This window comes from Nocardiopsis sp. SBT366 (assembly GCF_001083815.1).
In the GTDB taxonomy this organism is placed as follows: domain Bacteria; phylum Actinomycetota; class Actinomycetes; order Streptosporangiales; family Streptosporangiaceae; genus Nocardiopsis; species Nocardiopsis prasina.
In genome coordinates this window covers 1-21,798 of the sequence record NZ_LAVM01000089.1, presented here as the reverse complement: position 1 = coordinate 21,798, position 21,798 = coordinate 1, and the positions used below count along the sequence as shown (strand labels likewise).

The 21,798-nt window shown below is 70.6% G+C and carries 17 protein-coding genes; 10 read left to right on the top strand and 7 right to left on the bottom strand.

What is annotated here, in order from left to right; genetic code table 11:
• The first annotated feature begins 132 nt into the window (after positions 1-132).
• The 6 genes from dxr (at position 133) to ADX84_RS21545 (ending at position 8,864) form a co-directional block, all read left to right on the top strand.
• Positions 133-1,335 carry a 1-deoxy-D-xylulose-5-phosphate reductoisomerase gene (gene dxr / locus ADX84_RS21570; RefSeq protein WP_049578452.1) on the top strand — a complete coding sequence of 401 codons (1,203 nt, stop codon included), beginning with the start codon at positions 133-135 and terminating at the stop codon, positions 1,333-1,335.
• Between the two features lie 28 nt (positions 1,336-1,363).
• The gene (locus ADX84_RS21565; RefSeq protein ID WP_049578450.1) at positions 1,364-2,719 is read left to right on the top strand and encodes an RIP metalloprotease; all 1,356 of its coding nucleotides are present in this window, start codon (positions 1,364-1,366) and stop codon (positions 2,717-2,719) included.
• A gap of 260 nt (positions 2,720-2,979) precedes the next feature.
• Positions 2,980-4,134, top strand: coding sequence for a flavodoxin-dependent (E)-4-hydroxy-3-methylbut-2-enyl-diphosphate synthase (gene ispG / locus ADX84_RS21560; protein WP_049578447.1), 1,155 nt, complete (start codon positions 2,980-2,982; stop codon positions 4,132-4,134).
• Positions 4,135-4,538: 404 nt separating this feature from the next.
• Complete coding sequence (locus tag ADX84_RS21555; protein ID WP_049578444.1) at positions 4,539-5,999, top strand: amino acid permease; 1,461 nt, start codon at positions 4,539-4,541, stop codon at positions 5,997-5,999.
• Positions 6,000-6,268: 269 nt separating this feature from the next.
• Positions 6,269-7,075, top strand: coding sequence for a carbon-nitrogen hydrolase family protein (locus ADX84_RS21550; RefSeq protein ID WP_049578442.1), 807 nt, complete (start codon positions 6,269-6,271; stop codon positions 7,073-7,075).
• A 70-nt stretch (positions 7,076-7,145) separates the two neighbouring features.
• Positions 7,146-8,864: an NAD(P)/FAD-dependent oxidoreductase gene (locus tag ADX84_RS21545; protein ID WP_049578439.1), complete on the top strand. Its 1,719-nt coding sequence runs from the start codon at positions 7,146-7,148 to the stop codon at positions 8,862-8,864.
• Positions 8,865-8,969: 105 nt separating this feature from the next.
• On the opposite strand, the gene ADX84_RS21540 is transcribed toward ADX84_RS21545, so the two are convergent.
• Entirely contained in the window at positions 8,970-9,443 is a 474-nt protein-coding gene (locus ADX84_RS21540; protein ID WP_049578437.1) for an Lrp/AsnC family transcriptional regulator, read from the bottom strand.
• A 186-nt stretch (positions 9,444-9,629) separates the two neighbouring features.
• Between ADX84_RS21540 and ADX84_RS21535 the strand changes: the two genes are divergently transcribed.
• The 3 genes from ADX84_RS21535 to ADX84_RS21525 all read left to right on the top strand — a co-directional run bounded on the left by ADX84_RS21535 (position 9,630) and on the right by ADX84_RS21525 (position 13,526).
• Positions 9,630-11,234, top strand: a complete 1,605-nt coding sequence (locus tag ADX84_RS21535; RefSeq protein ID WP_156208154.1) for an alpha/beta fold hydrolase — start codon at positions 9,630-9,632, stop codon at positions 11,232-11,234.
• Between the two features lie 109 nt (positions 11,235-11,343).
• Entirely contained in the window at positions 11,344-12,183 is an 840-nt protein-coding gene (locus tag ADX84_RS21530) for a GNAT family N-acetyltransferase (RefSeq protein WP_049578433.1), read from the top strand.
• A 113-nt stretch (positions 12,184-12,296) separates the two neighbouring features.
• Entirely contained in the window at positions 12,297-13,526 is a 1,230-nt protein-coding gene (locus ADX84_RS21525) for a Bcr/CflA family efflux MFS transporter (RefSeq protein WP_049578431.1), read from the top strand.
• A 63-nt stretch (positions 13,527-13,589) separates the two neighbouring features.
• Here the strand turns inward: ADX84_RS21525 and ADX84_RS21520 are convergent, their stop codons facing one another.
• From ADX84_RS21520 to ADX84_RS21505, 4 genes are read right to left on the bottom strand one after another with little or no spacing between them, the layout of a single operon-like run.
• A complete protein-coding gene (locus tag ADX84_RS21520) occupies positions 13,590-15,296 on the bottom strand; it encodes an ABC transporter ATP-binding protein (protein ID WP_369801132.1) in 1,707 nt (568 codons plus the stop codon).
• On the bottom strand, positions 15,293-16,177 hold the full coding sequence (locus ADX84_RS21515; RefSeq protein WP_026128911.1) for an ABC transporter permease: 885 nt from the start codon (positions 16,175-16,177) through the stop codon (positions 15,293-15,295). Before ADX84_RS21515 ends, ADX84_RS21520 begins: the two co-directional genes overlap by 4 nt.
• Positions 16,174-17,109, bottom strand: coding sequence for an ABC transporter permease (locus tag ADX84_RS21510; protein ID WP_049578429.1), 936 nt, complete (start codon positions 17,107-17,109; stop codon positions 16,174-16,176). Before ADX84_RS21510 ends, ADX84_RS21515 begins: the two co-directional genes overlap by 4 nt.
• Positions 17,110-17,155: 46 nt before the next feature.
• Positions 17,156-18,760, bottom strand: a complete 1,605-nt coding sequence (locus tag ADX84_RS21505) for an ABC transporter substrate-binding protein (protein WP_049578427.1) — start codon at positions 18,758-18,760, stop codon at positions 17,156-17,158.
• Between the two features lie 731 nt (positions 18,761-19,491).
• Here ADX84_RS21505 and ADX84_RS21500 point away from each other — a divergent pair.
• Positions 19,492-20,028 carry an ATP-binding protein gene (locus ADX84_RS21500; protein WP_049578424.1) on the top strand — a complete coding sequence of 179 codons (537 nt, stop codon included), beginning with the start codon at positions 19,492-19,494 and terminating at the stop codon, positions 20,026-20,028.
• Positions 20,029-20,291: 263 nt separating this feature from the next.
• On the opposite strand, the gene ADX84_RS21495 is transcribed toward ADX84_RS21500, so the two are convergent.
• Both ADX84_RS21495 and ADX84_RS21490 read right to left on the bottom strand, forming a co-directional pair.
• On the bottom strand, positions 20,292-21,140 hold the full coding sequence (locus ADX84_RS21495; RefSeq protein ID WP_049578422.1) for an AMP-binding protein: 849 nt from the start codon (positions 21,138-21,140) through the stop codon (positions 20,292-20,294).
• A 416-nt stretch (positions 21,141-21,556) separates the two neighbouring features.
• Positions 21,557-21,798, bottom strand: a 242-nt coding sequence (locus ADX84_RS21490) for a response regulator transcription factor (protein WP_049578420.1), incomplete at its 5' end; no start/stop codon positions are given.

Here is a 21,798-nt window from a genome sequence, read left to right as displayed (position 1 = left end):
CCCCTGGGTCCACCCCCGAGCCCGCCTCCGAGGGTTCGCCCCGTCGTTCCCACGCGTTGTCCACAGGCCCCGGCGTTGGGCCTCCGGGTGCGGGACAATGGAGGGGTGCGAGAAGAACAGCAGCGAACAGTAGTGATCCTCGGCTCCACCGGTTCCATCGGAACCCAGGCCGTCGACATCGTCCAGCGCAACCCCGCGCGCTTCCGGGTGGTGGGCCTGGCGGCCGGGGGCGGCCGCGCCGACCTGCTCGCCAAACAGGCCGTCGAGCTCCGGGTCGGGCACGTGGCCGTGGCGGACCCCGCTCGCGCCGCCGACCTCACCCGCCTCCTGCGCGAACAGGGCTCCGACGCCGAGGTGCTGGTCGGCGCCGAGGGAGTGGCCGCGCTGGCCGCACTCCCCTGTGACGTCGTCCTCAACGGGATCACCGGCGCCCTGGGTCTTGAGTCCACCCTGGCCACGCTGCGGGCCGGCAGCACCCTCGCCCTGGCCAACAAGGAGTCCCTGATCATCGGCGGGCCGCTGGTGCGGGACCTGGCAGCCCCCGGCCAGATCGTCCCGGTCGACTCCGAGCACTACGCCATCGCCCAGTGCTTCCCCCACGTGCCCGAGGGCGAACTCACCAGCCCCGCCCAGGGCCTGGTCCACGCAGCCCGATCCGAGGTGCGCCGCCTGGTCGTCACCGCCAGCGGCGGTCCCTTCCGGGGCCGTCGGGCGGACGAACTCACCCACGTCACCCCCGCCGAGGCCCTGGACCACCCCACCTGGAGCATGGGCCCGGTCATCACCGTCAACTCCGCGACCCTGGTCAACAAGGGTCTGGAGGTCATCGAGGCCAACCTGCTGTTCGACGTGCCCTTCGACCGGATCGACGTGGTCGTGCACCCGCAGTCCATCGTGCACTCCATGGTCGAGTACGTCGACGGCACCACCCTGGCCAAGGCCAGCCCGCCCAGCATGATGATCCCGATCGCTTACGGGATCGGCGGCCCCGAGCGCGTCCCCGACGCCGCGCCCGGTATGGACTGGTCCCGTGCCCAGAGCTGGACCTTCGAACCGCTGGACCACGAGGCCTTCCCCGCCGTGAGACTGGCCGCGGAGGTCGGTGCGGCGGGCGGAACCGCCCCGGCCGTCTACAACGCCGCCAACGAGGAGGCCGTCGACGCGTTCCTCAAGGGAAACCTCGCGTTCCCGGCCATCATGGACACCGTCTCCCAGGTAGTCTCTGAACACCAGCGGGCGGACCATCCGGGTGCCTCGACCCTGACCCTGGACGACGTGTACGCCGCTGACACCTGGGCCCGAACCCGCGCGCGCGAGCTGCTCACCCGCGGCTGAGGACCGACATCGGTTTGAGGAGAGATGCATGGTCGTTCTGCTGACCGTGGTCGGGATCGTCCTGTTCGTCGTGGGGCTGTTGTTCTCGATCGCCTGGCACGAGCTCGGCCACATGTCCACGGCCAAGATGTTCGGTATCAAGTGCACCGAGTTCATGGTGGGCTTCGGCAAGACGCTGTGGTCGGTGCGCAGGGGCGAGACCGAGTACGGCATCAAGGCCGTCCCGCTGGGCGGGTTCGTGCGCATGGTCGGCATGCTCCCGCCCGCCCGGCAACGGGCGGACACCGGCGCCAGGAAGATGTCGCGCTGGCGGGCCATGGCCGAGGAGGCCCGCGAGGCCTCCTACATGGAGCTGTCCCCCGAGGACCAGGACCGGCAGTTCTACCAGCGCTCCCCCTGGAAGCGCCTGATCGTCATGTTCGCGGGTCCGGGCATGAACCTCGTGCTGGCGATCATCCTCCTCGGCGTGCTCTTCATGGGCATCGGCGTGCACCAGGAGACCCCGCAGATCGGGTCCGTCCGCGAGTGCGTCGTCCCCGCCGGGGTGACCGCCACCGAGTGCACCGACGAGTTCGCGCCCACCCCCTCACACGAGGCGGGGCTGGAGCCCGGCGACGTCGTTGTCTCGATCGACGGCGAGCCGGTGACCGGCGACACCGTCAACGGGCAGATCAGGCAGTCCCTGGGCAGCACCGAGTTCGTGATCGAACGCGACGGTGAGCGCTTCACCACCGACGTCGACATCGTCGAGAACGAGCTGCCCGCCAGGGACGCCGAGGGCAACATCGTCTACGAGACCGACGACCGGGGCGACCACGTCTACGACGAGCAGGGCCGCAGGGTGGCCGCCACCGAGGTCGTGGGCTTCCTGGGCGTGGTGTTCGTCCAGGAGCGCCAGCCGCTGACGGTGGGGGAGTCGGTCTCCGAGGTCGGCACCATGCTGGTCAGCGTCGGTGAGGCGATCATCGCCCTGCCCAGCCGGGTCCCCGAGGTGTTCGGCGCCGCCTTCCTGGGCGAGCAGCGCACCGAGGACTCCCCGGTCGGCATCGTCGGCATCTCCCGCATCGGCGGCGAGATCATGTCGCAGGGCCTGCCGGTGATCGACACCGTGGCGATCATGATCAGCATCCTGGCCAGCGTCAACCTCTTCCTCTTCGCCTTCAACCTGCTGCCGATCCTGCCGCTGGACGGCGGGCACATGGCCGGGGCGATCTGGGAGTCCATCAAGAAGTGGACCGCCCGGATCTTCCGGAGACCGGACCCGGGACCGGTGGACGTGGCCCTGCTGACACCTGTGGCCTACGTGATCGTGGGCTGCTTCCTCGTCTTCAGTGTCATCCTGCTCGTGGCCGACCTCATCAACCCGGTACGGCTGTTCGGCTGACCCCTCCGGGGGCGGCCGTGCGCCGTCCCCGAGGGATGAACACGGGTTGAACTGGTGTGAGCGCGCCCACGAAGGGCCGTGGTTCGCCCGAAGGGCGGGTAACCTTGGGGTCGCGTACCGGGATCGCCGCCGTGGCGGAGGCCAGCGAGACGGAGCACCCGGACACGCCTGGCGGGCGCCTCCGCGCGCGCCCCACTCTCCACGAACCGGACGACATCAAGTGCCGCCCTCCCTCCGGCGGCAGACGAGGTGAACCAAGCGTGACCATTGATCTCGGTATTCCCGCCACACCGCCGCGCCCGCTGGCGACCCGGCGCAAGACCCGACAGATCATGGTCGGGAACGTCCCCGTGGGCGGGGACGCGCCGGTCTCCGTGCAGTCCATGACGACCACCCGCACCTCCGACATCAACGCGACGCTCCAGCAGATCGCCGAGCTGACCGCCTCGGGCTGCCAGATCGTGCGCGTGGCCGTCCCGACCAACGAGGACGCCGACGCGCTGCCGATCATCGCCAGGAAGTCGCAGATCCCGGTGATCGCCGACATCCACTTCCAGCCCAAGTACGTGTTCGCGGCGATCGACGCGGGCTGCGCCGCCGTGCGCGTCAACCCGGGCAACATCAAGAAGTTCGACGACAAGGTCGCCGAGATCGCCAAGGCCGCCTCCGACGCCGGGACCCCGATCCGGATCGGCGTCAACGCCGGTTCGCTCGACAAGCGCCTGCTCGCCAAGTACGGCAAGGCCACTCCCGAGGCGCTCGTGGAGTCGGCGCTCTGGGAGTGCTCGCTGTTCGAGGAGCACGGCTTCCAGGACATCAAGATCTCGGTCAAGCACAACGACCCGGTCGTGATGGTCAACGCCTACCGGCTGCTGTCGCAGGCCTGCGACTACCCGCTGCACCTGGGCGTCACCGAGGCCGGTCCGGCCTTCCAGGGCACCATCAAGTCCTCCGTGGCCTTCGGCGCACTGCTGTCGGAGGGGATCGGCGACACCATCCGGGTGTCCCTGTCCGCCCCGCCCGCCGAGGAGGTCAAGGTCGGTGCCCAGATCCTGGAGTCCCTGGGCCTGCGGGAGCGCGGCCTGGAGATCGTCTCCTGCCCGAGCTGCGGCCGCGCCCAGGTGGACGTCTACACGCTCGCCGAGGAGGTCACCGCCGGGCTGGAGGGCCTGGAGGTGCCGCTGCGCGTGGCCGTCATGGGCTGCGTCGTGAACGGCCCGGGTGAGGCACGCGAAGCCGACCTCGGTGTGGCCTCCGGCAACGGCAAGGGCCAGATCTTCGTCAAGGGCGAGGTCATCAAGACCGTCCCCGAGTCCAAGATCGTCGAGACGCTGATCGAGGAGGCCATGCGCATCGCCGAGGAGATGGGCGAGGCCGGGGTCGAGGGCGAGCCCAGCGTGTCCGTCGCGGGCTGATCCGCGGGGGTTCCCGCCAGGGGCCACCACGCTTCAGGGGAGTACGGCCGGTGCCGTGCTCCCCTTTGTCGTGTCCTGGGGTCGTGTTGGTCCGGGACCGCCGAGCGCGGGCCAGGAACACCCGGGGCGGCCGAACGCTTACACCCACGGGTGGATCCCGCATCGTCGCTGGTCAGGTGAGCCTGATCGCCGTGTGTCACGACACATGACATGGATCACCATGGCGTGCGTTTTCTTGCGTCAGCACGCATGATCCCGTCATGGGAAGCCGACTAAGGCAACGAATGTGGGTCATGTTACTCACGCAACACCATTAACGTTGCCGAAGGCACAAATGGGGTCCCGTTGGTTCGTGACGGCGCCGATCCGGTGTGCCCACCCGCAGAACGTCGAGGAGTCATTTCGTGGTGGACCAGAAGAGCCCCGCGCTGGCGGACGCCTCCGCTCCCACGCTGGGGCGGCGTCTGAGCCGACGCAAGCCGGTCGAGAAGCTCGTGGCCGAGACCGAGGGCGACAACGGCCTGCGCCGCACCATGGGGTTCTGGCAGCTGTCCATGATCGGTATCGGCGCCACCCTGGGCACCGGCATCTTCGTGGTCCTGGGAGAGGCGGTCCCGATCGCCGGACCCGCCGTCATCCTGGCGTTCGTCCTGGCCGGTGTGACCGCGCTCTTCTCCGCGCTCGCCTACGCCGAGATGGCCGGGATGATCCCCGCCTCCGGCTCGGCCTACTCCTACAGCTACGCCACCATGGGCGAATTCATGGCCTGGGTGTGCGGCTGGTGCCTGATGCTCACCTACGGGGTCTCCGTGGCGGCGGTCGGCGTCGGCTGGGGCCAGTACATCAACGAGCTCCTGCACCTGACCACGGGCCTGTCGCTGCCCGGCGCGCTTCTGGCCGGACCACTGGAGGGCGGAGTGATCAACGTCCCCGCCGCCGTCGTGGTCCTGCTGTCGATGTTCGCTCTGCTCGCCGGGGTACGGGAGAGCACCCGGGTCAACGCCGTCATGGTCACCATCAAGATCGCGGTGCTGGTGATGTTCGTGGCCATCGCGATCACCGCCGTCCAGCGGGGCAACTTCGCCCCGTTCCTGCCGATGGGCATGGCCGGTGTCTCCGCCGCCGGAGCCACCCTGTTCTTCTCCTACATCGGCTTCGACTCCGCCTCCACCGCCAGCGAGGAAGCCCGGAACCCGCAGCGCGACCTGCCGCGCGCCATCATGTTCTCCATGATCGTGGTCACCGCGATCTACTGCCTGGTGGCCTTCAGCGCGGTCGGCGCCCTCAACTGGACCCGGTTCGCCGAGGGCCGGACCTCCCTGGCCGGGATCCTCACCGTCGTCACCGGCACCCCGATCTGGGCGGTCATCTTCGCCGCCGGGGCCGTCCTGGCCCTGGCCAGCGTCGTCCTGGTGGTCCTCTACAGCCAGACCCGCATCCTCTTCGCGATGTCCCGCGACGGACTGATCCCCGCCGCCTTCTCCAAGGTGGACTCCCGGGGCACCCCACGAGCCAACACGATCATCACGTCGGTGTTCATCGCCCTGCTGGCGGCGCTCATCCCGCTCGGTCCGCTCGCGGACGCCACCGCCATCGGCACGCTCTTCGCCTTCGCCCTGGTCAACGTGGCCGTGCTCGTGCTGCGCAGGAGCCGCCCGGACCTCAAGCGCGCCTTCCGGATGCCCGGCGCGCCCGTGACCCCGGTCCTGGGCGTGCTGGCCTGCGCCTACCTGATGGTCAGCATGCCGGTCAGCGTGTGGGTCGCCTTCGGCGCCTGGCTCGTGGTGGGCCTGGCCATCTACTTCGGCTACGGCATGCGCCGCTCCGCGCTGGAGACCGAGCCCGCCGTGGAGGTCGGTTCCTGACCGGAGCCGAGCCGCCCACGGCGGCGGACGGACGATCGGGGGAGGGGCCGGGGGAATCCCCCTGGCCCCTCCCCGCGTTCGTCCTGGTGCCCGAAACCGCTCCGGGTTGGCGAACGAACGGAGCGTGAGAAGGCCATCGGGCGCAAAGAAGCACTCCGGATCAGCGTGAACTCGCAACGGAGTGCACGTCCCACACACGGTTCCCACGTCCCCCTCCACCTAGAGTGGACGCGGCCGACCAGCGGCGACACACCAGGAGGTACGCAGCGATGCCCGCACCACTGCGCGTGGCCCTCGACCAGGGCACGGGACGCAGCGGCGATCCCGCCTCCTCGCTCCACCGGCTCCACGGGAGGGCCCGCGCGGCCGCCTCCGAGGGCGCCGCCCTGCTGGTCACCCCCGAGATGTCGCTGACCGGCTACAACATCGGTGAGCGGGTCCGGGACCTGGCCGAACCCGCGCAGGGCCCCCTCTTCACGGCGGTCTCCCGGATCGCCGCCGACACCGGCGTGGCGATCGTCTACGGCTTTCCCGAGCTGGCCGACGGGGACGTGTACAACGCGGTGCGGCTCGTGGACGCCACGGGGGCCTCCCGCGCGCTGTACCGCAAGACCCACCTGTTCGGCGGCCTGGACCGGGACCTCTTCCGTCCCGGCGACGATCTGGTCGTCCAGGTCGACCTCGACGGTCACCGGATCGGCCTCCTGGTCTGCTACGACGTCGAGTTCCCCGAGACCGTCCGGGCCCATGCCCAAGCTGGGACCACCCTCCTCGTCGTGCCCACCGCCCTGATGGCCCCGAACACGTCGGTGGCCACACTCCTCGTCCCGGCGCGGGCCATGGAGAACCAGCTCCACCTGGCCTACGTGAACCGCTGCGACACCGAGGGCGAACTCGACTACGTCGGACTGAGCACGCTCGTGGGCCCCGACGGCACCGAGCTGCTCCGGGGCGGGGGCACCGAGAGCCTGCTGGTCGGCGACGTCGACCCGGCGGCCACCGAGGCCTCCCGTGCCGAACTCTCCTACCTCGGGGACCGTCGCACGGACCTGTACCCCGCGCCCGACACCCACTGACACCACCCGCCCCACCCGACACCGCCGCACCGCGGCACCCACACACCCCGCTCCAGCGAAGGAGGGCCCCATGACGTCCGCCGTGCCCACGTCCGCCGGTACCGCAGCCGTGTCCGACGACCAGGACCGTCCCCTGACCATGTCCGGGCCCGACTTCCCGTTCGCCTACGACGAGTTCCTGGCGCACCCCGCGGGCCTGGGGCAGGTTCCCGCCGAACACCACGGCGCCGAGGTCGCGGTCATCGGCGGCGGCCTTTCCGGCATCGTCGCCGCCTACGAGCTGATGAAGATGGGGCTGCGGCCCGTCGTGTACGAGGCCGACCGGATCGGCGGACGCCTGCGCACCGAGCGCCTGCCCGGCGCCCCCGACGACGTGGTCGCCGAGATGGGCGCGATGCGCTTCCCGCCGACCTCCACGTCCTTCTGGCACTACGCCGACCGCGTGGACCTGCGCACCAGCCCCTTCCCCAACCCGCTCTCCCCGGCCACCCCGAGCACCGTCGTCGACCTCAAGGGCGAGTCGCACTACGCGACGCACCTGGACGACCTGCCCGAGCTGTACCGGGACGTGGCGCGCGCCTGGGACCGGACCCTGGAGAGCGTCGAGCACACCCGCATGCAGCGGGCCATCCGCGAGCGCGACGTGGCCACCCAGAAGGAGATCTGGAACCGGCTGGTCGAGCGGCTCGACAACCAGACCTTCTACGGCTTCCTGTGCGAGTCCCCGGGCTTCGCGTCCTTCAGGGACCGCGAGGTCTTCGGCCAGGTGGGCTTCGGGACCGGCGGCTGGGACACGGACTTCCCCAACTCCATCCTGGAGATCCTGCGGGTCACCTACACGGGCGCCGACGACGACCACATGGGCATCGTCGGGGGCGTGGACCAGCTCCCGCTCCGACTGTGGGAGGACGCCCCGGACAAGCTCGTGCACTGGGCGCAGGGCACGTCCCTGGCCTCGCTGCACGGCGGTGAGGCGCGCCCGGCCGTGACCGCGCTGCGCCGCACGGCGGCCAAGGGCTCCCAAACGGGCAACATCACCGTCACGGACTCCTCCGGCTCCACCCGTACCTACCCGGCGGCCGTGTTCACGGCGCAGTCGTGGATGATGCTGTCCAAGATCGACTGCGACGACGACCTGCTGCCGATCGACCACTGGACGGCGATCGAGCGGACCCACTACATGGAGTCCTCGAAGCTGTTCGTTCCGGTGGACCGCGCGTTCTGGAGGGACCAGGACCCGGAGACGGGCCGGGACGTCATGAGCATGACGCTCACCGACCGCATGACCCGGGGCACCTACCTGCTGGAGGGTGAGGACCCGGACGGCCCGGCGGCGATCTGCCTGTCCTACACGTGGTGCGACGACTCGCTCAAGTGGCTGCCGCTGTCCGCCAACGAGCGCCTGGAGGTCATGCTGGCCTCGCTGGGCAAGATCTACCCGGACGTGGACGTGCGCTCGCACATCACCGGTGACCCGGTCACGGTTTCCTGGGAGGACGAGCCGTACTTCATGGGTGCGTTCAAGGCCAACCTGCCCGGCCACTACCGGTACCAGCGCCGCCTGTTCACGCACTTCCACCAGGAGGACCTGGCCGAGCGGCACCGGGGGCTCTTCCTCGCCGGTGACGACGTGTCCTGGACCGCAGGGTGGGCCGAGGGCGCGGTACAGACCGCTCTGAACGCGGTGTGGGGCGTCATGCACCACTTCGGCGGCCGGACCGACCCCACCAACCCGGGCCCGGGCGACCTGTTCGACGAGCTGGCCCCGGTGGCCCTGCCCGAGGACTGACCGGATCCGGCGGCGCTCACCCGTGCTCGGGGCGTGGCGTCCGTACGAGGGCCGGCCGGGCGTCGGCGTCCCGGCATCCCCGCCTCCGGCGACCGGCTCTGGGGCCTAGTCCAGGGGGTCGGTCCCGGCGGCTCCGGCGAGGATGGGCTGGTCGACCAGGCGGGAGAGCACCAGGGTGCTCTTGGTGCGGACCACGAAGGGTTCGGCGCCGATCCGCTCGATCACCTCCTCCAGGTGCCGGGTGTCGCGTGCGCGGACCTGCACGATGGCGTCGGCCTCCCCGGTGACGGTGCAGGCCGAGGTGATCTCCGCGTAGCCGGACAGGCCGATGCGGATCTCGCCGGGGGACGTGCGGGCGCGGCAGTAGAGCTCGATGAAGGCCTCGGTGGTCCAGCCGATCGCCTGGGGCTCGACGACCACGGTGAAGCCGCGTACGGCCCCGGACTCGATCAGGCGGTCCACCCGGCGCTTCACAGCGGAGGGGCTGAGGCCGACCCCGCCGCCGATCTCCGCGAAACTCGTCCGCGCGTCCGCGCCGAGCATCGCGATGATTCGCTCGTCGACACGATCAAGCCGCATTGTGCCCCTTTGTCCATGTCTGATCTGACCAGGGCACATGTTACCGGGGGAGTGCTCGGGCGGGGCCCGTGTCGCTTCCCATTGTCACGTTGCGTAGCGGTGAGAATGCATGAGGACATCCTGGCCGGTATCGGGGGTAAGCGAGTGCGATCAGCGTGCACACAGTGGGCAGCAGTCTCCGCCGGGGTGCTCCTCGCATCCCTGGTCGCCGTTCCGACGGCGCAGGCCGCCCCGACCGGGACGCCCCCCGCGCCGACCACCAGGATCGACCAGAGGGCGCTTGACTGGCGGCCCTGCGAGGACCTCGAACCGGTCGGCGACACCGCGATGGAGTGCGCCACCCTCACCGTCCCCATGGCCAGGAGCACCGACGGCGCACGCGTCGCCGACCTCGCCCAGACCCTCCAGATCGCCCTGTCCCGGGTCCCCGCCACCGGCACCGCCGAGCACACCGTGCTGGTCAACCCGGGCGGGCCGGGCAGCGCCGGACGCAAGTGGGCCGCGCACACCCACAACCGCATGCCCGAGGAACTGCGCGAGATCCACGACGTGGTCGCCTTCGACCCGCGCGGCATGGGCGCCTCCACCCCCAACGTCACCTGTGACCCCGCCTACTTCGCCCCCGTCCGCAAGGACTCCGTCCCGGCCGACGCCACGGAGGAGCGGGCGCTGCGCGAGGACGCCGAGGCCTACGCCGACGCCTGCGCCCGGAACACCGGTCCGCTCCTGGACCACATGCGCACCGAGGACACCGCGCACGACATGGACGCCATCCGCGTCGCCCTCGGCCTGGAGCAGGTCGACTACCTCGGCTACTCCTACGGCAGCTACCTCGGCACCGTCTACGCCTCGCTCTACCCCGACAGCGTGCGCGCAGTGGTCCTGGACAGCGTCGTCGACCCGGACCTGCCCTGGTACGAGAGCAACCTGCGCCAGAGCCGGTCCCTGGACCGCGCCGCGGAGAACTTCTTCGACTGGATCGCCCGCCACGACGCCACGTACGGTCTGGGCGCCGACGGCGATTCGGTCTCCGCTGCCTACTACGACCTGCGCGCGCGTCTGCGCGAGGCCCCGCTGGAGGACACCGTCGGCCCCTCCGAACTGGACGGCGCCGCCGCCGTCGTCGCCTACAGCGGCAACTCCTGGCCCTCCGTCGCCGAAGCCCTGGCCGCCCAGGTCAACGACGCCGACCCGGCCCCGCTCCTGAAGCTGCACGAGACCTACGGAGACGACGCGGACAGCGACCCCGGCTTCGGCGGCTACCTCGCGGTCCAGTGCACCGACGCCCCATGGCCCCGCGACTGGGACACCTGGGACACGGACGCCAGGCGGATCCACGAGGACGCGCCCTTCCTGGGCTGGCACAACATCTGGTACAACGCCCCGTGCGCCTCCTGGGACGCGGAGTCCGCACCGTGGTTCCAGGTCGGTGACGGACCCCGCGAACACGCCGCCTACGAAGGGGACGTGCTCGTCGTGCACGCCACGGCGGACGGCGCGACCCCGGTCGAGGGCGCCTACTCCCTGCGTGAGCGCCTGCCCGGCTCCTCACTGGTGATCGAGGACGGCGGCATCACCCACGGCGTGGCCCTCACCGGCAACACCTGCGTGGACGAGACCGTCGTCGCCTACCTCAGGGACGGGGTCCTGCCCGAACGCGGCGCGGACGGCCCCGACGTCACCTGCGACGCCCGCCCCGAACCCAGCCCGCGCGGTGCGCAGAGCACCGAACCGACCGAACCGACGCGGGTGGAACGCCTTGGCCCGATCGGACTCGAATCATCCAGGTGAGTCCGGACAGAGGGTCGAATAGGCTGGAATCGGCGCGAATTCGTCGTGGGCCCACGAACCGATCCGGTGTCCCGCCGGAGCAGGTGATCGGGATGATGGGGGAGATGCGATGCTGCGGACCTCGGCGGTACGGATTCTGGGAGAACGTGACCGGGAGGCCGTCCGCGCGCTCCTGGACGCCGACCCCGTGGGCAACGTCTTCGTCGCCTCACGGCTGATGGCCACCGGCATGTCCGGCGGGGCCGGGGCCGAACTCTGGGGTCACACCGAACGCGGCAGACTCACCGCCCTGTGTTACTCGGGCGCCAACCTCGTCCCGGTCAACGCGGGGCCCGCCGCGGTACGCGGGTTCGCCGACCACGCCCGCTGGCGCGGCCGCCGCTGCTCCTCGATCGTCGGTCCGGTCGAGGCGGTCAGCGACTTCTGGCAGCAGATCACCCCCGCCTGGGGTCCCGCCCGCGTCATCCGCGCGAGCCAGCCGGTCCTGGAGATCGACGGCCCGCCCGTCGTCGCCCCCGACCCCCTGGTGCGCCGGGTACGCGTCCAGGAGATCAACACCCTGGTGCCCGCCTGCGTCGCCATGTTCACCGAGGAGGTGGGGGTCCCCCCGGACTCCGGCGACGGCGGCGCCCTCTACCGCGCCCGCGTAGAGGAACTGGTCCGCACCGGCCGCGCCTTCGCCCGGATCGAGGACGGCCGCGTGGTGTTCAAGGCCGAGATCGGCGCCGTCACCCGGCACGCCTGCCAGGTCCAGGGGGTGTGGGTCCACCCGGAGCTACGCGGCCGGGGCTACGCCAGCGCGGGCATGGCGGCCGTGGTCAACTACGCCCTCGCCGAGATCGCCCCCCGGGTGACCCTCTACGTCAACGACTTCAACGCCCCCGCCAGGGCCACCTACCAGCGCGTCGGCTTCCGCCAGGTGGGAGAGGTCATGTCGGTGCTCTTCTGAGCGGCGGCGCGTACCTGACGCATCCCCGTCAGTTTGCCGATCCGTCCCGGGTCGGTGCCGACGGCGCTCGGTAACGTGGACGGGCTCCCTCCCCCGTGCCGCAGAGAGGCCCCATGCTCCACAACCCGACCGGTCGCGCTCGCCTGGGGCTGGCCCTCCTCCTCGCCCTGCTGACGGTGCTGGGCCCGCTCAACATCGACATGTACCTCCCGGCCTTCCCGGAGATCTCAGGCGACCTCGGCGCCAGCGCCTCCCAGGTGCAGCTGAGCCTCACCGCCTGCCTGGTGGGCCTGGCCGTCGGCCAGGTGGTGATCGGCCCGATCAGCGACGCCCGGGGGAGACGCGGGCCGCTCCTTGTCTGCGTGGCCCTGTTCGTGCTGGCCTCGGCCCTGTGCGCGCTCGCCCCCGACACCGGGGTGCTGGTGCTGGGCCGCTTCCTCCAGGGGTTCACCGCCAGCGCCGGAGTGGTCCTCTCCCGCGCCGTGGTGCGAGACGTCTTCGACGGCACGGCGCTCACGCGGTTCTTCGCACTGATCATGGTGGTGGTCGCGGTCGCCCCGATGGTCGCCCCCGTGGTCGGCGGCGGGGTCCTGCTCCTGCCCTCCACCACGTGGCGGAGCATCTTCTGGGCGCTGGCCCTGCTCGGCGCCGTGGTCGTCCTGGTCGTGGCCGCGCGACTGCCGGAGACCCTCCCCGTGGAGCGGCGCATCCCCAGCACGCTCGGCGGCAGCCTGCGCACCATGGGTGTGCTCCTCCGCGACCGCCGCTACCTCGGCCACACGCTCATCGTCGGCCTGCTGCACGGTGGTAGCTTCGCCTACGTCGCCGGGACGCCCTTCGTCTACCAGGACCTGTACGGGGTGTCCCCGCAGGTGTTCGGGTTCCTGTTCGGCGTGAACGGGATCGCCATCATCCTCGGGAGCGCCGCCGTCGGCCGCCTCAGCGACCGCTACGGGGAGCGCACCCTGCTCGGGGTGGCCGTGGTCGTGGCGGTGGCCGCCACCGCCGTGGTGCTCGCCACGGCGTTCCTCCAGGGGCCGCTGGTCCTGCTGGTCGTCCCGATCTTCGTCTACATGACCTGCATGGGCATGGTCCTCACGGGTTCCTTCGCCCTGGCCATGGAAGGCCAGGAGAACCGGGCCGGGAGCGCCAGTTCGCTCCTGGGCGCCCTACCCATGTTCATCGGCGCCGCAGTGGCGCCCATGGTCGGACTGGACGAGACCACGGCGGTCCCCATGGGCCTGCTCCTGTTCGGCACATCCGCTCTGGGCCTGCTGGTCCTGGTCACCCTCGCCCGGCCCGCGCCGATCCCCGCCGTCCGCGAGGCCGACCCCCAGCCCTGACCACGCCGCACAAGCGGGGGGCGGGGCGCGCACCGCGCACCCCGCCCCCCGTCCGGAACCGGGTCACGCCTCGGCGACGCGGTCCGACGTTCCCTTCCGCTCCGCGTCCATGCCCAGGCGCTCGGGGGCGCCGGGGAAGGACAGCTCGAAGTCAGGTGTGTCGGCGATCAGCGCGCGCGTGTACTCGTGCCTCGGCGACGACATCACCTCGCCCACCGGTCCGTACTCGACGATCTCGCCCCTGTTCAGGATGGCGACCCGCTCGGCGATGTTGGACACCAGCGCGATGTTGTGGGTCACGAACAGCAGCGCCATGCCCTGGTCCTGGAGCTCACGCAGCAGTTTCACGATCTCCGCCTGCACCGAGACGTCCAGCGCCGACGTGATCTCGTCGCACACGAGCAGGTCCGGACGGGTGGCCACCGCGCGCGCGATGCACACGCGCTGGCGCTCACCACCGCTGAGCTGCTCGGGGAAGCGGTCCGCGTAGGAGGCGGGCAGCGCGGCCCGCTCCAGGGCCTCGGCCACCACGGCGTCCGGGTCGTCGGGTCGGCCCACCAGGTGCCGGTAGGGGCCCAGGACCTGGTCCCGCACCCGCTTGCGCGGGTTCAGCGCCTCGTACGGGTTCTGGAACACGTACTGCACCCGGCGTCGCTGCTCCGCCGTCCGGCGGTAGCTGCTGGTGGCCAGCGGCTCCCCGTCGAAGAGGATCTCGCCGGTGAACTGGTGGTGCAGACCCGCCACCGAACGGGACAGCGTCGTCTTGCCCGACCCTGACTCGCCCAGCAGTGCCACGCACTCGCCTCGGGAGACCGACACGTCGATCCCCTCCAGCACCTGCGTGCGCCCGTACCCGGCGGCCAGCCCGGAGACCCGCAGCAGCGGCTCCTCCTCGGGTTCGGGCTCCTCATGGCCCGAGGTCTTCAGCAGCGGCACCGCCATCAGCAGCTGGCGCGTGTACGCGTGCCGGGGATCGGACAGCACCGTCTGGGCGCGCCCGTGCTCCACGACCTCGCCCCGGTACATCACCGCGATGTCGTCGGCCAGGTCGGCGACCACGGCCATGTCGTGGCTGATGTACACACCGGCGGTCCCGTAGTCACGGGTCATCGACCGGATGGTCTCCAGCACGTGCGCCTGCGTGGTCACGTCCAGGCCGGTGGTCGGCTCGTCGAGCACGATCACGTCCGGGCGGCCCACGAACGCCATGGCGATCGCCACCCGCTGCTGCTGTCCGCCGGAGAGCTGGTGCGGGTAGCGGCGCAGGAAGACCTCGTCGTCGGGCAGAGCCACCTCGCGCATGACCTCGCGGACCCGCTCCCGGGCCTCCCTGTCCGACAGCGAACCGTCGTGCAGGGCCTCCGCCAGCTGCACACCGAGCCGCAGCGCCGGGTTGAGCGCGGAGGCGGGCGACTGCGGGATGTAGGCCACCGCGCGTCCGCGCAGCTGACGGACCTCTCGCTCGTTCAACGTGGCCAGGTCCTGGCCGGAGACCAGTACCTGACCCCCGACGATCTCCGTGGCGCGCTTGCAGTGCGCCAGCAGCGACAGACCCAGGGTGGTCTTGCCCGAACCGGACTCGCCCACGAGCCCGAGGATCTCGCCGCGCTTCACGGTGATCGACACGCCGCTGATGATCTCGACGTCCGAGGGGCGTCCGATCACGGTGAGCCCGTCGACCACCAGCACGGTCTCGCCCTCGGGGCGGTCCGTCCGTCGGGTGTTCCCGGTCCCGGTCCCGCCGGGCTCCGTGTTCTCGTTCAAGGTCACTTCTCGACCCCCCGGTCGATACCGATCGCCGCGCGGGAGAGCCCGTCGGTGATGAGGTTGGCGCCGACGGTGAGCACCGCGATCGCCGTCACGGGCAGTGCGACCGCCCACGGCTGGATGGCCATGCCCTGGCGGTTCTCGTTGATCATGAGGCCCCAGTCCGCGGTGGGCGGCTGGAGGCCCATGCCGAGGAACCCGAGTACGGCCACCACACCGATGGAGTAGGTCAGGCGCAGGCCCAGCTCCACCAGCAGCGGACTGGTCACGTTCGGCAGGATCTCCACCGTCATGATCCGCCAGCGGGGCAGCCCGATCGCCTCGGCCGCCTTCACGTAGTCCTGCTCGATCACCTTGCGGGTGGCCTCGCGGATCACCCGGGCCACGCGCGGCATGTGCGACACCGCGATGACCGCGACGATCAGCCACACCTTCGGGCCGAGGATCGACATCACCAGCAGGGCGGCGATCAGCTGGGGGAAGGCCAGCAGCACGTCGTTCGTGCGCATGAGGACGTCATCCACCCAGCCGCGGCGGTAGCCGGCGATGACGCCGATCACCGTTCCCGCGGCCACACCGATCCCGGCGGAGGCGACGGCCAACAGCAGCAGTGTCCAGCCGCCCCACAGGAAGCGGGTGAACACGTCGCGGCCCCGGTTGTCACCGCCGAACAGGGTGCCGTCCACGCCGGTCTCGAACGGCTTGGACACGAACTCGGTGGCGGTGTAGGGGGCCACGAACGGCCCCAGCACCGCGATCAGGACGATGAGCCCGGTCAGGGCCACACCGACCTTGGTGCGGCCGAACCGCCAAGCGGTCCGGAACAGCCCCGGACGCCGCCGTGGCGCCGCGGTGGCGGGTGTGCTCGTCGAAGGTCCAGTCATCGGTTCGCGACCCTCACCTTCGGGTTGGCCGCCAGCCCGATCACGTCGGCGACCAGGTTGACGAGGATGTAGATCCCGGCGATGAGCAGGACCACGGCCTGGATCAGCGGCACGTCACGGTTGCCGATGGCGTCCATGAGCACCTTGCCGACACCGGGGAAGTTGAACAGGAACTCGATGGCCACCACGCCGCCGGCCAGCCAGGCCAGCTGGAGGGCGACCACCTGGGCGACCGGGCCGATCGCGTTGGGCGCGGCGTGACGCCACAGCACCGTGCGCTCGCCCATGCCCTTCAGCCGTGCCTGCTGCACGTACTCGCTCTCCAGGACCTCGATCATCGTCGCCCGCATCATGCGCACGATCGGCGGGGCCACGGCCAGAGCCAGGGTCAGCACCGGCAGGACCCACTGCTCGGGTCCCCCCTCACGGGCGTACACGGACGGGAACACACCGAGCCCACCCGGTCCCAGCAGCAGGATCAGCAGGATGCCGACCACGAACTCGGGGACGGACGCCAGAACGAGCGTGCCCATGGAGGAGGTGTGGTCGAAGGCGCGGTCGCGGCGCAGGGCGCTGAACGCCCCCACGAACAGCGCGATCGGGGTCGCGACCAGGGCGGACAAGCCCATGAGGGTCAGTGAGCTCCGCACCGGGTCGGTGAGGTACTCGGCGACGGGCATCCGGTTGGAGAACGACGTGCCCAGGTCGCCCTGGACCAGTCCCTGGAGCCACTGCATGTACTGCACGGCCACGGGTTCGTGCAGGTTGAGCTGGTTGCGGAGCGCTTCCAAGCGCTCCGGGGTGGCGTCGCGCCCCAGGATCAGCTGGGCCGCGTCGCCGGGCAGAGCCTGCGTGGCCGCGAAGACCACGAGGGACACCGCCCAGAGCGTCAGTGCGCCGAAGAAGAGGCGGACGACGATGAGTCGAGTCATGGTGAGCTTTCGGTAGCGGTCTGGAGGTTCGGGAACCGGATGTCCGCTACTGCTCCAGCCACATGGTGTGGAAGGCGTAGGAACCCAGGGGGTGACCCGAGACCGCCGGAGTCAGACCGTGCACCGAGGAGTGGTAGGCGTCGAGCAGGTTCACGAAGCCCCACACGATGTAGCCGCCCTCCTCGTGCTCGATCTCCTGGGCCTTGCGGATGAGCTCGTTGCGCTCGTCGTCGTCGGCGGTCTGACGCGCCTCCTCCAGGTACTCCAGCCACTCCTCGTGCTCGCCCCACATGGTCTCGTTGTAGGGGGCGCCCACGACCGATCCCTGGGCGGTCTGGGTGATGTAGTTCCGGGCGCTCCAGAAGTCCTGCCCGAAGGCGTACGGGAAGCCCTCCTCCGGGTTCCAGTAGTCGCTGGGGTTGACCCGGCGCAGGTTGACGGTGACCCCGGCCTCACGGGCCTGCTCCTGGAAGACCTCGGCGGAGGCGACCACACCGGCGCTGATGTCGGAGGTGACCAGCTCGACCTCCAGGCCGTCCTCGTGACCGGCCTCGGCCAGCAGGCGCCTGGCCTCCTCGATGTCCTGCTCCCGCTGCGTGATGTCCTCGGGGTAGGACGGGTCCATCCGCGCGTACATGTCGTTGCCGAGCTGGCCGTACCCGGCCAGCGCCTGGTCGATCATCTCCTGCCGGTCGACGATGAGGCGGAAGGCCTGGCGGACGCGCACGTCGTCGAAGGGGGCCTCCTCGACGTTCATCGTGAAGGGCAGCCACATGCCGGTCTCGGACTCCAGGATGTTCACGTTGGGGTCGCCCTCCATGATGGCGACCTGGACGTGCGGGACCTGGCTGATGACCTGGACGTTGCCGCTGTTGAGCGCGTTGACCCGGGCGTCGTCCTCGGGGAAGTTCACGATCTCCAGCTCGTCCACGTAGGGCAGGCCGTCGATGTGGAAGCCCTCGTGGCGCTCGAAGACGCTGTACTCGCCGACCTTGAACTCGGAGAACTTGAAGGGACCGGCACCGATCGGGTTGTCCGGGTCGTAGTCCACCGGGATGACGCAGTTGTAGTACTCGGCGAGCGCCTCGGGGAGGGTGACCAGCGGCTCGTCGACCGGGATCGTCATCGTGAGCTCGTCGACGATCTCGAGCTTCTCCGGGTCGACGCCGGGCATGTCCCCCGCGCCGCGCATGGGGTTGTCGGGGTCGAGGATGCGCTTGAGGGAGTACACGACCGCCTCGGTCGTGACGGGGCTGCCGTCGTGGAAGGTCAGGCCCTCCTTGAGGACCAGCGTCCACTCGGTGCCGTCCTCGTTGGGCTCCAGCGACTCCGCCAGGTAGGGCTCGATGGTGCCGTCGTTGTCGAAGCGCATCAGAGCGGCGTAGAGGGCGTGGTTGCGCGCGATGTCGACGTTGTCGGTGGGGTCGTGCGCGTCGAGGGTGTCGCTGGCGCCGCCACCCGCGACGCCCACCTTCAGACGGCCGCCGGTCTGCGGCTCGCCGTCGCCGGAACCACCGGAGCCGGAGCCCCCGCCGCCGCAGGCGGCCAGGACCGGGGCGACGGCCGCGCCGGCCGCTCCGGCCTTGAGGAGGGAGCGGCGGGAGGTGAGGTGGTTCAGGGCGGTGGTGGGGTCTTCGGACTGGGCTGGCACGGGGACACCTCGTGTGGGGACGGGAACTTCGGAGAGGCCGGGACCCTGGTGACAGACGGTGGCTGGGGGGTGCCCCCGGTAGGGATTGTCGGGATCGGCCCCAATCGATACTTGTTCGCACTACAGGAAGCGTCAAACGAGGTCGGGGCCGTCTGGAGGGCGTCCGGGACATTTCTTACGGTCTGTCCGGGCTGGTGTTGGAGGGGGCGGTGACTTCTGCTGTGGCCTGGGGGTTTCAGGCCGATTCGGAGGGCGTCCCGCGTGTCCGTGTGCGGGCACCGTCCGCGCCGTGGTAGGGGTCCCAGGCGCGTTTTCGGCGCTCCCTGTTGTGTCCCCATCGTTGTCTGTGAGTAGTGAAAACGTGGCGTTTAGTCGCGTATTTTCCGTCTTTCCCAGGCGCTCGATCACGTAGGGTGACACCCTTGGGGTGGTGAGAACGGGTCCTCCTGGCCGCTGCTCCTCACGATTTCGGGGGAGGGCGTGCGCCGGACGCGGCCGGATGCGGCCAGGGTATTGCCCGGGTGTTGCCTGGGTGTTGCACGTCACATGGCCGGTCCAGGGGTCCGAGCTGTTTCCTTTGTCCACATCGGGGAGGACACGGGACGGGGTTTTGTGACCAATCCCCGGCGCGAGGAACCCAGGTGTGCTGTTCTGGACCCGGCACACCCTTGTCTAAGGTGAGTGCGGGAGACGCAACCCGCGCGCCCGTCGCGGGTGATTGGAGTGACCGGATGGCTGAGGCGAGGCAACTCCGGGATTACGTGCCCGCGGAGGCCCCGGACGCCGCGACGTCGACCGCACCACGGATCGACGTCGGAGATCTCACGGGTGGGGTCACCGACCACACCGTGTGGAGCTGTGCGGGGAACCTGACCGCGGTGCGGTCCATCCGCGCGCGGGTCCGTGAGTTCCTCACCAGGAACGGGCACGGCGACGGCGCCCTGGACGACGCGGAACTGGCCGTGAGCGAGCTGGCGACCAACGCCCTGCTTCACTCGCGCTCGGGCCAGAGCGGTGGCGTGATGACGCTGTTCATCCGCTCCGACGCGAACAGGCTCCGGGTGGCCGTGGCCGACCAGGGCGAGCGCGACCCGGTGGACAGGCACAGCGGACACACCCGCGAGGACGGCGACGACTTCGGACGCGGCAAGTTCATCGTCGACAGCTGCGCCACGCGCAGCGGCGAGTACTGGAGCGAGGCCACTCACGTCTCCTGGTTCGAGATCGACGACGAGTCGGGCGGGAACGCGGTCGGCGAGACGGCCTGAGAGGCCCCGGGAGGGCTCCGGGGCCGGCCGGAGCCACCCGAACCCCAGGGGTGCGCTCCCGCGCCGCCCGGAGCGCGTTGGACCGCGCTCGCGGCCACACGGAGCCCTCGGGTGCGCTCCCGGCGGCACCGGAGCGGGGTTCGGTCGACGGCCGGAACGGGCGTGACGCCCTCGGAGGCACCATGAAGTCGGCTCAGCGAAGCACGGGCGGCACACCGGCCGGTCATCGCCCGCCCGGCGTCCCGCCCTCGTAGCGTGGCGTCCTAGCTCGCGACGTCGGGCCGGGGATGGTCGATACGCGTGGGGACGGGGTCGCACGTGACCGTCACCCGGCGCCCCTCGGGCGGCGGGCAGTCCTCGCCCGCGACCACACAGGTCCCGGTCCACAGCGCCAGCGCCACGAGGGCGAGTCTGGTCGCCTCGTCCCCGGACTCGCCCACGGCGACGACGTCGTCGGCGGTCAGCTCCAGTTCACCGCGCAGCTCCGCGAATCGCGCCAGCAGGTCGTGGTGGGTGTGCAGGGTGGTGAGTATGTCGTCGCCGACCGGTTCGTACCCCAGGTGCCCGTTGTCGAAGAGCCCTCTGGCAGGGCTGTACCCGTTCCCGTCCGGGCTGGGCAGCAGCAGCTCCCTGAACGGAGTGGTGCCCAGGGCGGAACCGAAGGTGATCACCTGTCGCACCCGCGAGCGCTCGGCCAGTTCCAGGCCCCGCTCGGCCAGCTCCTCGCTCACCATCAGCAACCGGGCGTCGGTCTCGGCCAGAGCCCGGCACTGGGTGCGTAGGTCGGACTCCGGGGAGACCGTCAGCGCCCTGCCGCCCACGGCCATCACCGTGTACGAGGCCAGGAAGCGGTCGGGGGAGACCGGCGCCAGCACGCCGACCACGTCCCCAAGGCACAACCCACGACGACTCAGCCCCGCGGCGGCCTGCTCGACAGTGGCCGCGAAGGTCAGTGCGTCCGTCCGCCCGGACGCGCCCCGGATCGTCCCACCGCGCGCGTTCCGCAGCCGCAGCCGCTCGCACAGCCCTCCGGTGAGCGAGCCGATCGGGTCGTCCCGACGCGGCAGGTGACGGCCCGGTCGTCCGGTTCCTGAAGTCAGTCCTACCCCCATGCGATCCCCCACTCGAACGGTCTCCATGCGGGCCCGCTACCCGGGCTCGTCACGCCCCCTCCACGTGGCGAGCCCGGAAGCGCCGCGCCGGACGTTCGCCGCGAGGGACCTCCCCAGGTTTCCCCTCGCGCCAGCGCGGTTGCCCACCGGTTCCGGGAGCCTACCCGGTACCGACGGCGCGACGGCTCCCCGGTGTTCGGCCCGGGATCCGACGGCCGTTTCTGGGACCGGCCCAGCCCTGTTCGCACAGTGCCGGGAGCCCGAAGTCCCATGGCTTCGACCCTAGCGCCTTCATGGCAATATGCACATGCATATGGCCATGCAGCTGCATATGTAGATTCGTGGTCCCACCGGGACTACACAACCCGCGCTGAGCCCGGATCGGCAGTTCGCGCGGGGTGGGGGGTGAGACCGGGTCAGCCCGACCGGTGCCGCTTGATCCAGGCGCTGATCTGTGTGCGGGAGTTGAAGCCCATCTTCCGGTTGATGTTGGCCACGTGTCTGGCCGCCGTCGAGGACGTGATGAACAGGGTCCGGGCGATCTCGGGGTTGCTCTTGCCGGTGCTCACCAACTGGGCGATCTCCAGCTCCCGCCGGGTCAGCAGCTTCCCGGGACTGGCCGACTCCGGTGAGGGCGGGACCGGCGGGGGTTTGTGGG

Excerpts from the sequence above, each read along its gene's own strand:
- ADX84_RS21530 (WP_049578433.1), top strand. The coding sequence starts at position 11,344 with ATGCTGCGGACCTCGGCGGTACGGATTCTGGGAGAACGTGACCGGGAG.
- ADX84_RS21565 (WP_049578450.1), top strand. The coding sequence starts at position 1,364 with ATGGTCGTTCTGCTGACCGTGGTCGGGATCGTCCTGTTCGTCGTGGGG.
- ADX84_RS21545 (WP_049578439.1), top strand. The coding sequence starts at position 7,146 with ATGACGTCCGCCGTGCCCACGTCCGCCGGTACCGCAGCCGTGTCCGAC.
- ADX84_RS21510 (WP_049578429.1), bottom strand. The coding sequence starts at position 17,109 with ATGACTCGACTCATCGTCGTCCGCCTCTTCTTCGGCGCACTGACGCTC.
- ADX84_RS21525 (WP_049578431.1), top strand. The coding sequence starts at position 12,297 with ATGCTCCACAACCCGACCGGTCGCGCTCGCCTGGGGCTGGCCCTCCTC.
- ADX84_RS21550 (WP_049578442.1), top strand. The coding sequence starts at position 6,269 with ATGCCCGCACCACTGCGCGTGGCCCTCGACCAGGGCACGGGACGCAGC.
- ADX84_RS21540 (WP_049578437.1), bottom strand. The coding sequence starts at position 9,443 with ATGCGGCTTGATCGTGTCGACGAGCGAATCATCGCGATGCTCGGCGCG.
- ADX84_RS21500 (WP_049578424.1), top strand. The coding sequence starts at position 19,492 with ATGGCTGAGGCGAGGCAACTCCGGGATTACGTGCCCGCGGAGGCCCCG.
- ADX84_RS21515 (WP_026128911.1), bottom strand. The coding sequence starts at position 16,177 with ATGACTGGACCTTCGACGAGCACACCCGCCACCGCGGCGCCACGGCGG.
- ADX84_RS21495 (WP_049578422.1), bottom strand. The coding sequence starts at position 21,140 with ATGGGGGTAGGACTGACTTCAGGAACCGGACGACCGGGCCGTCACCTG.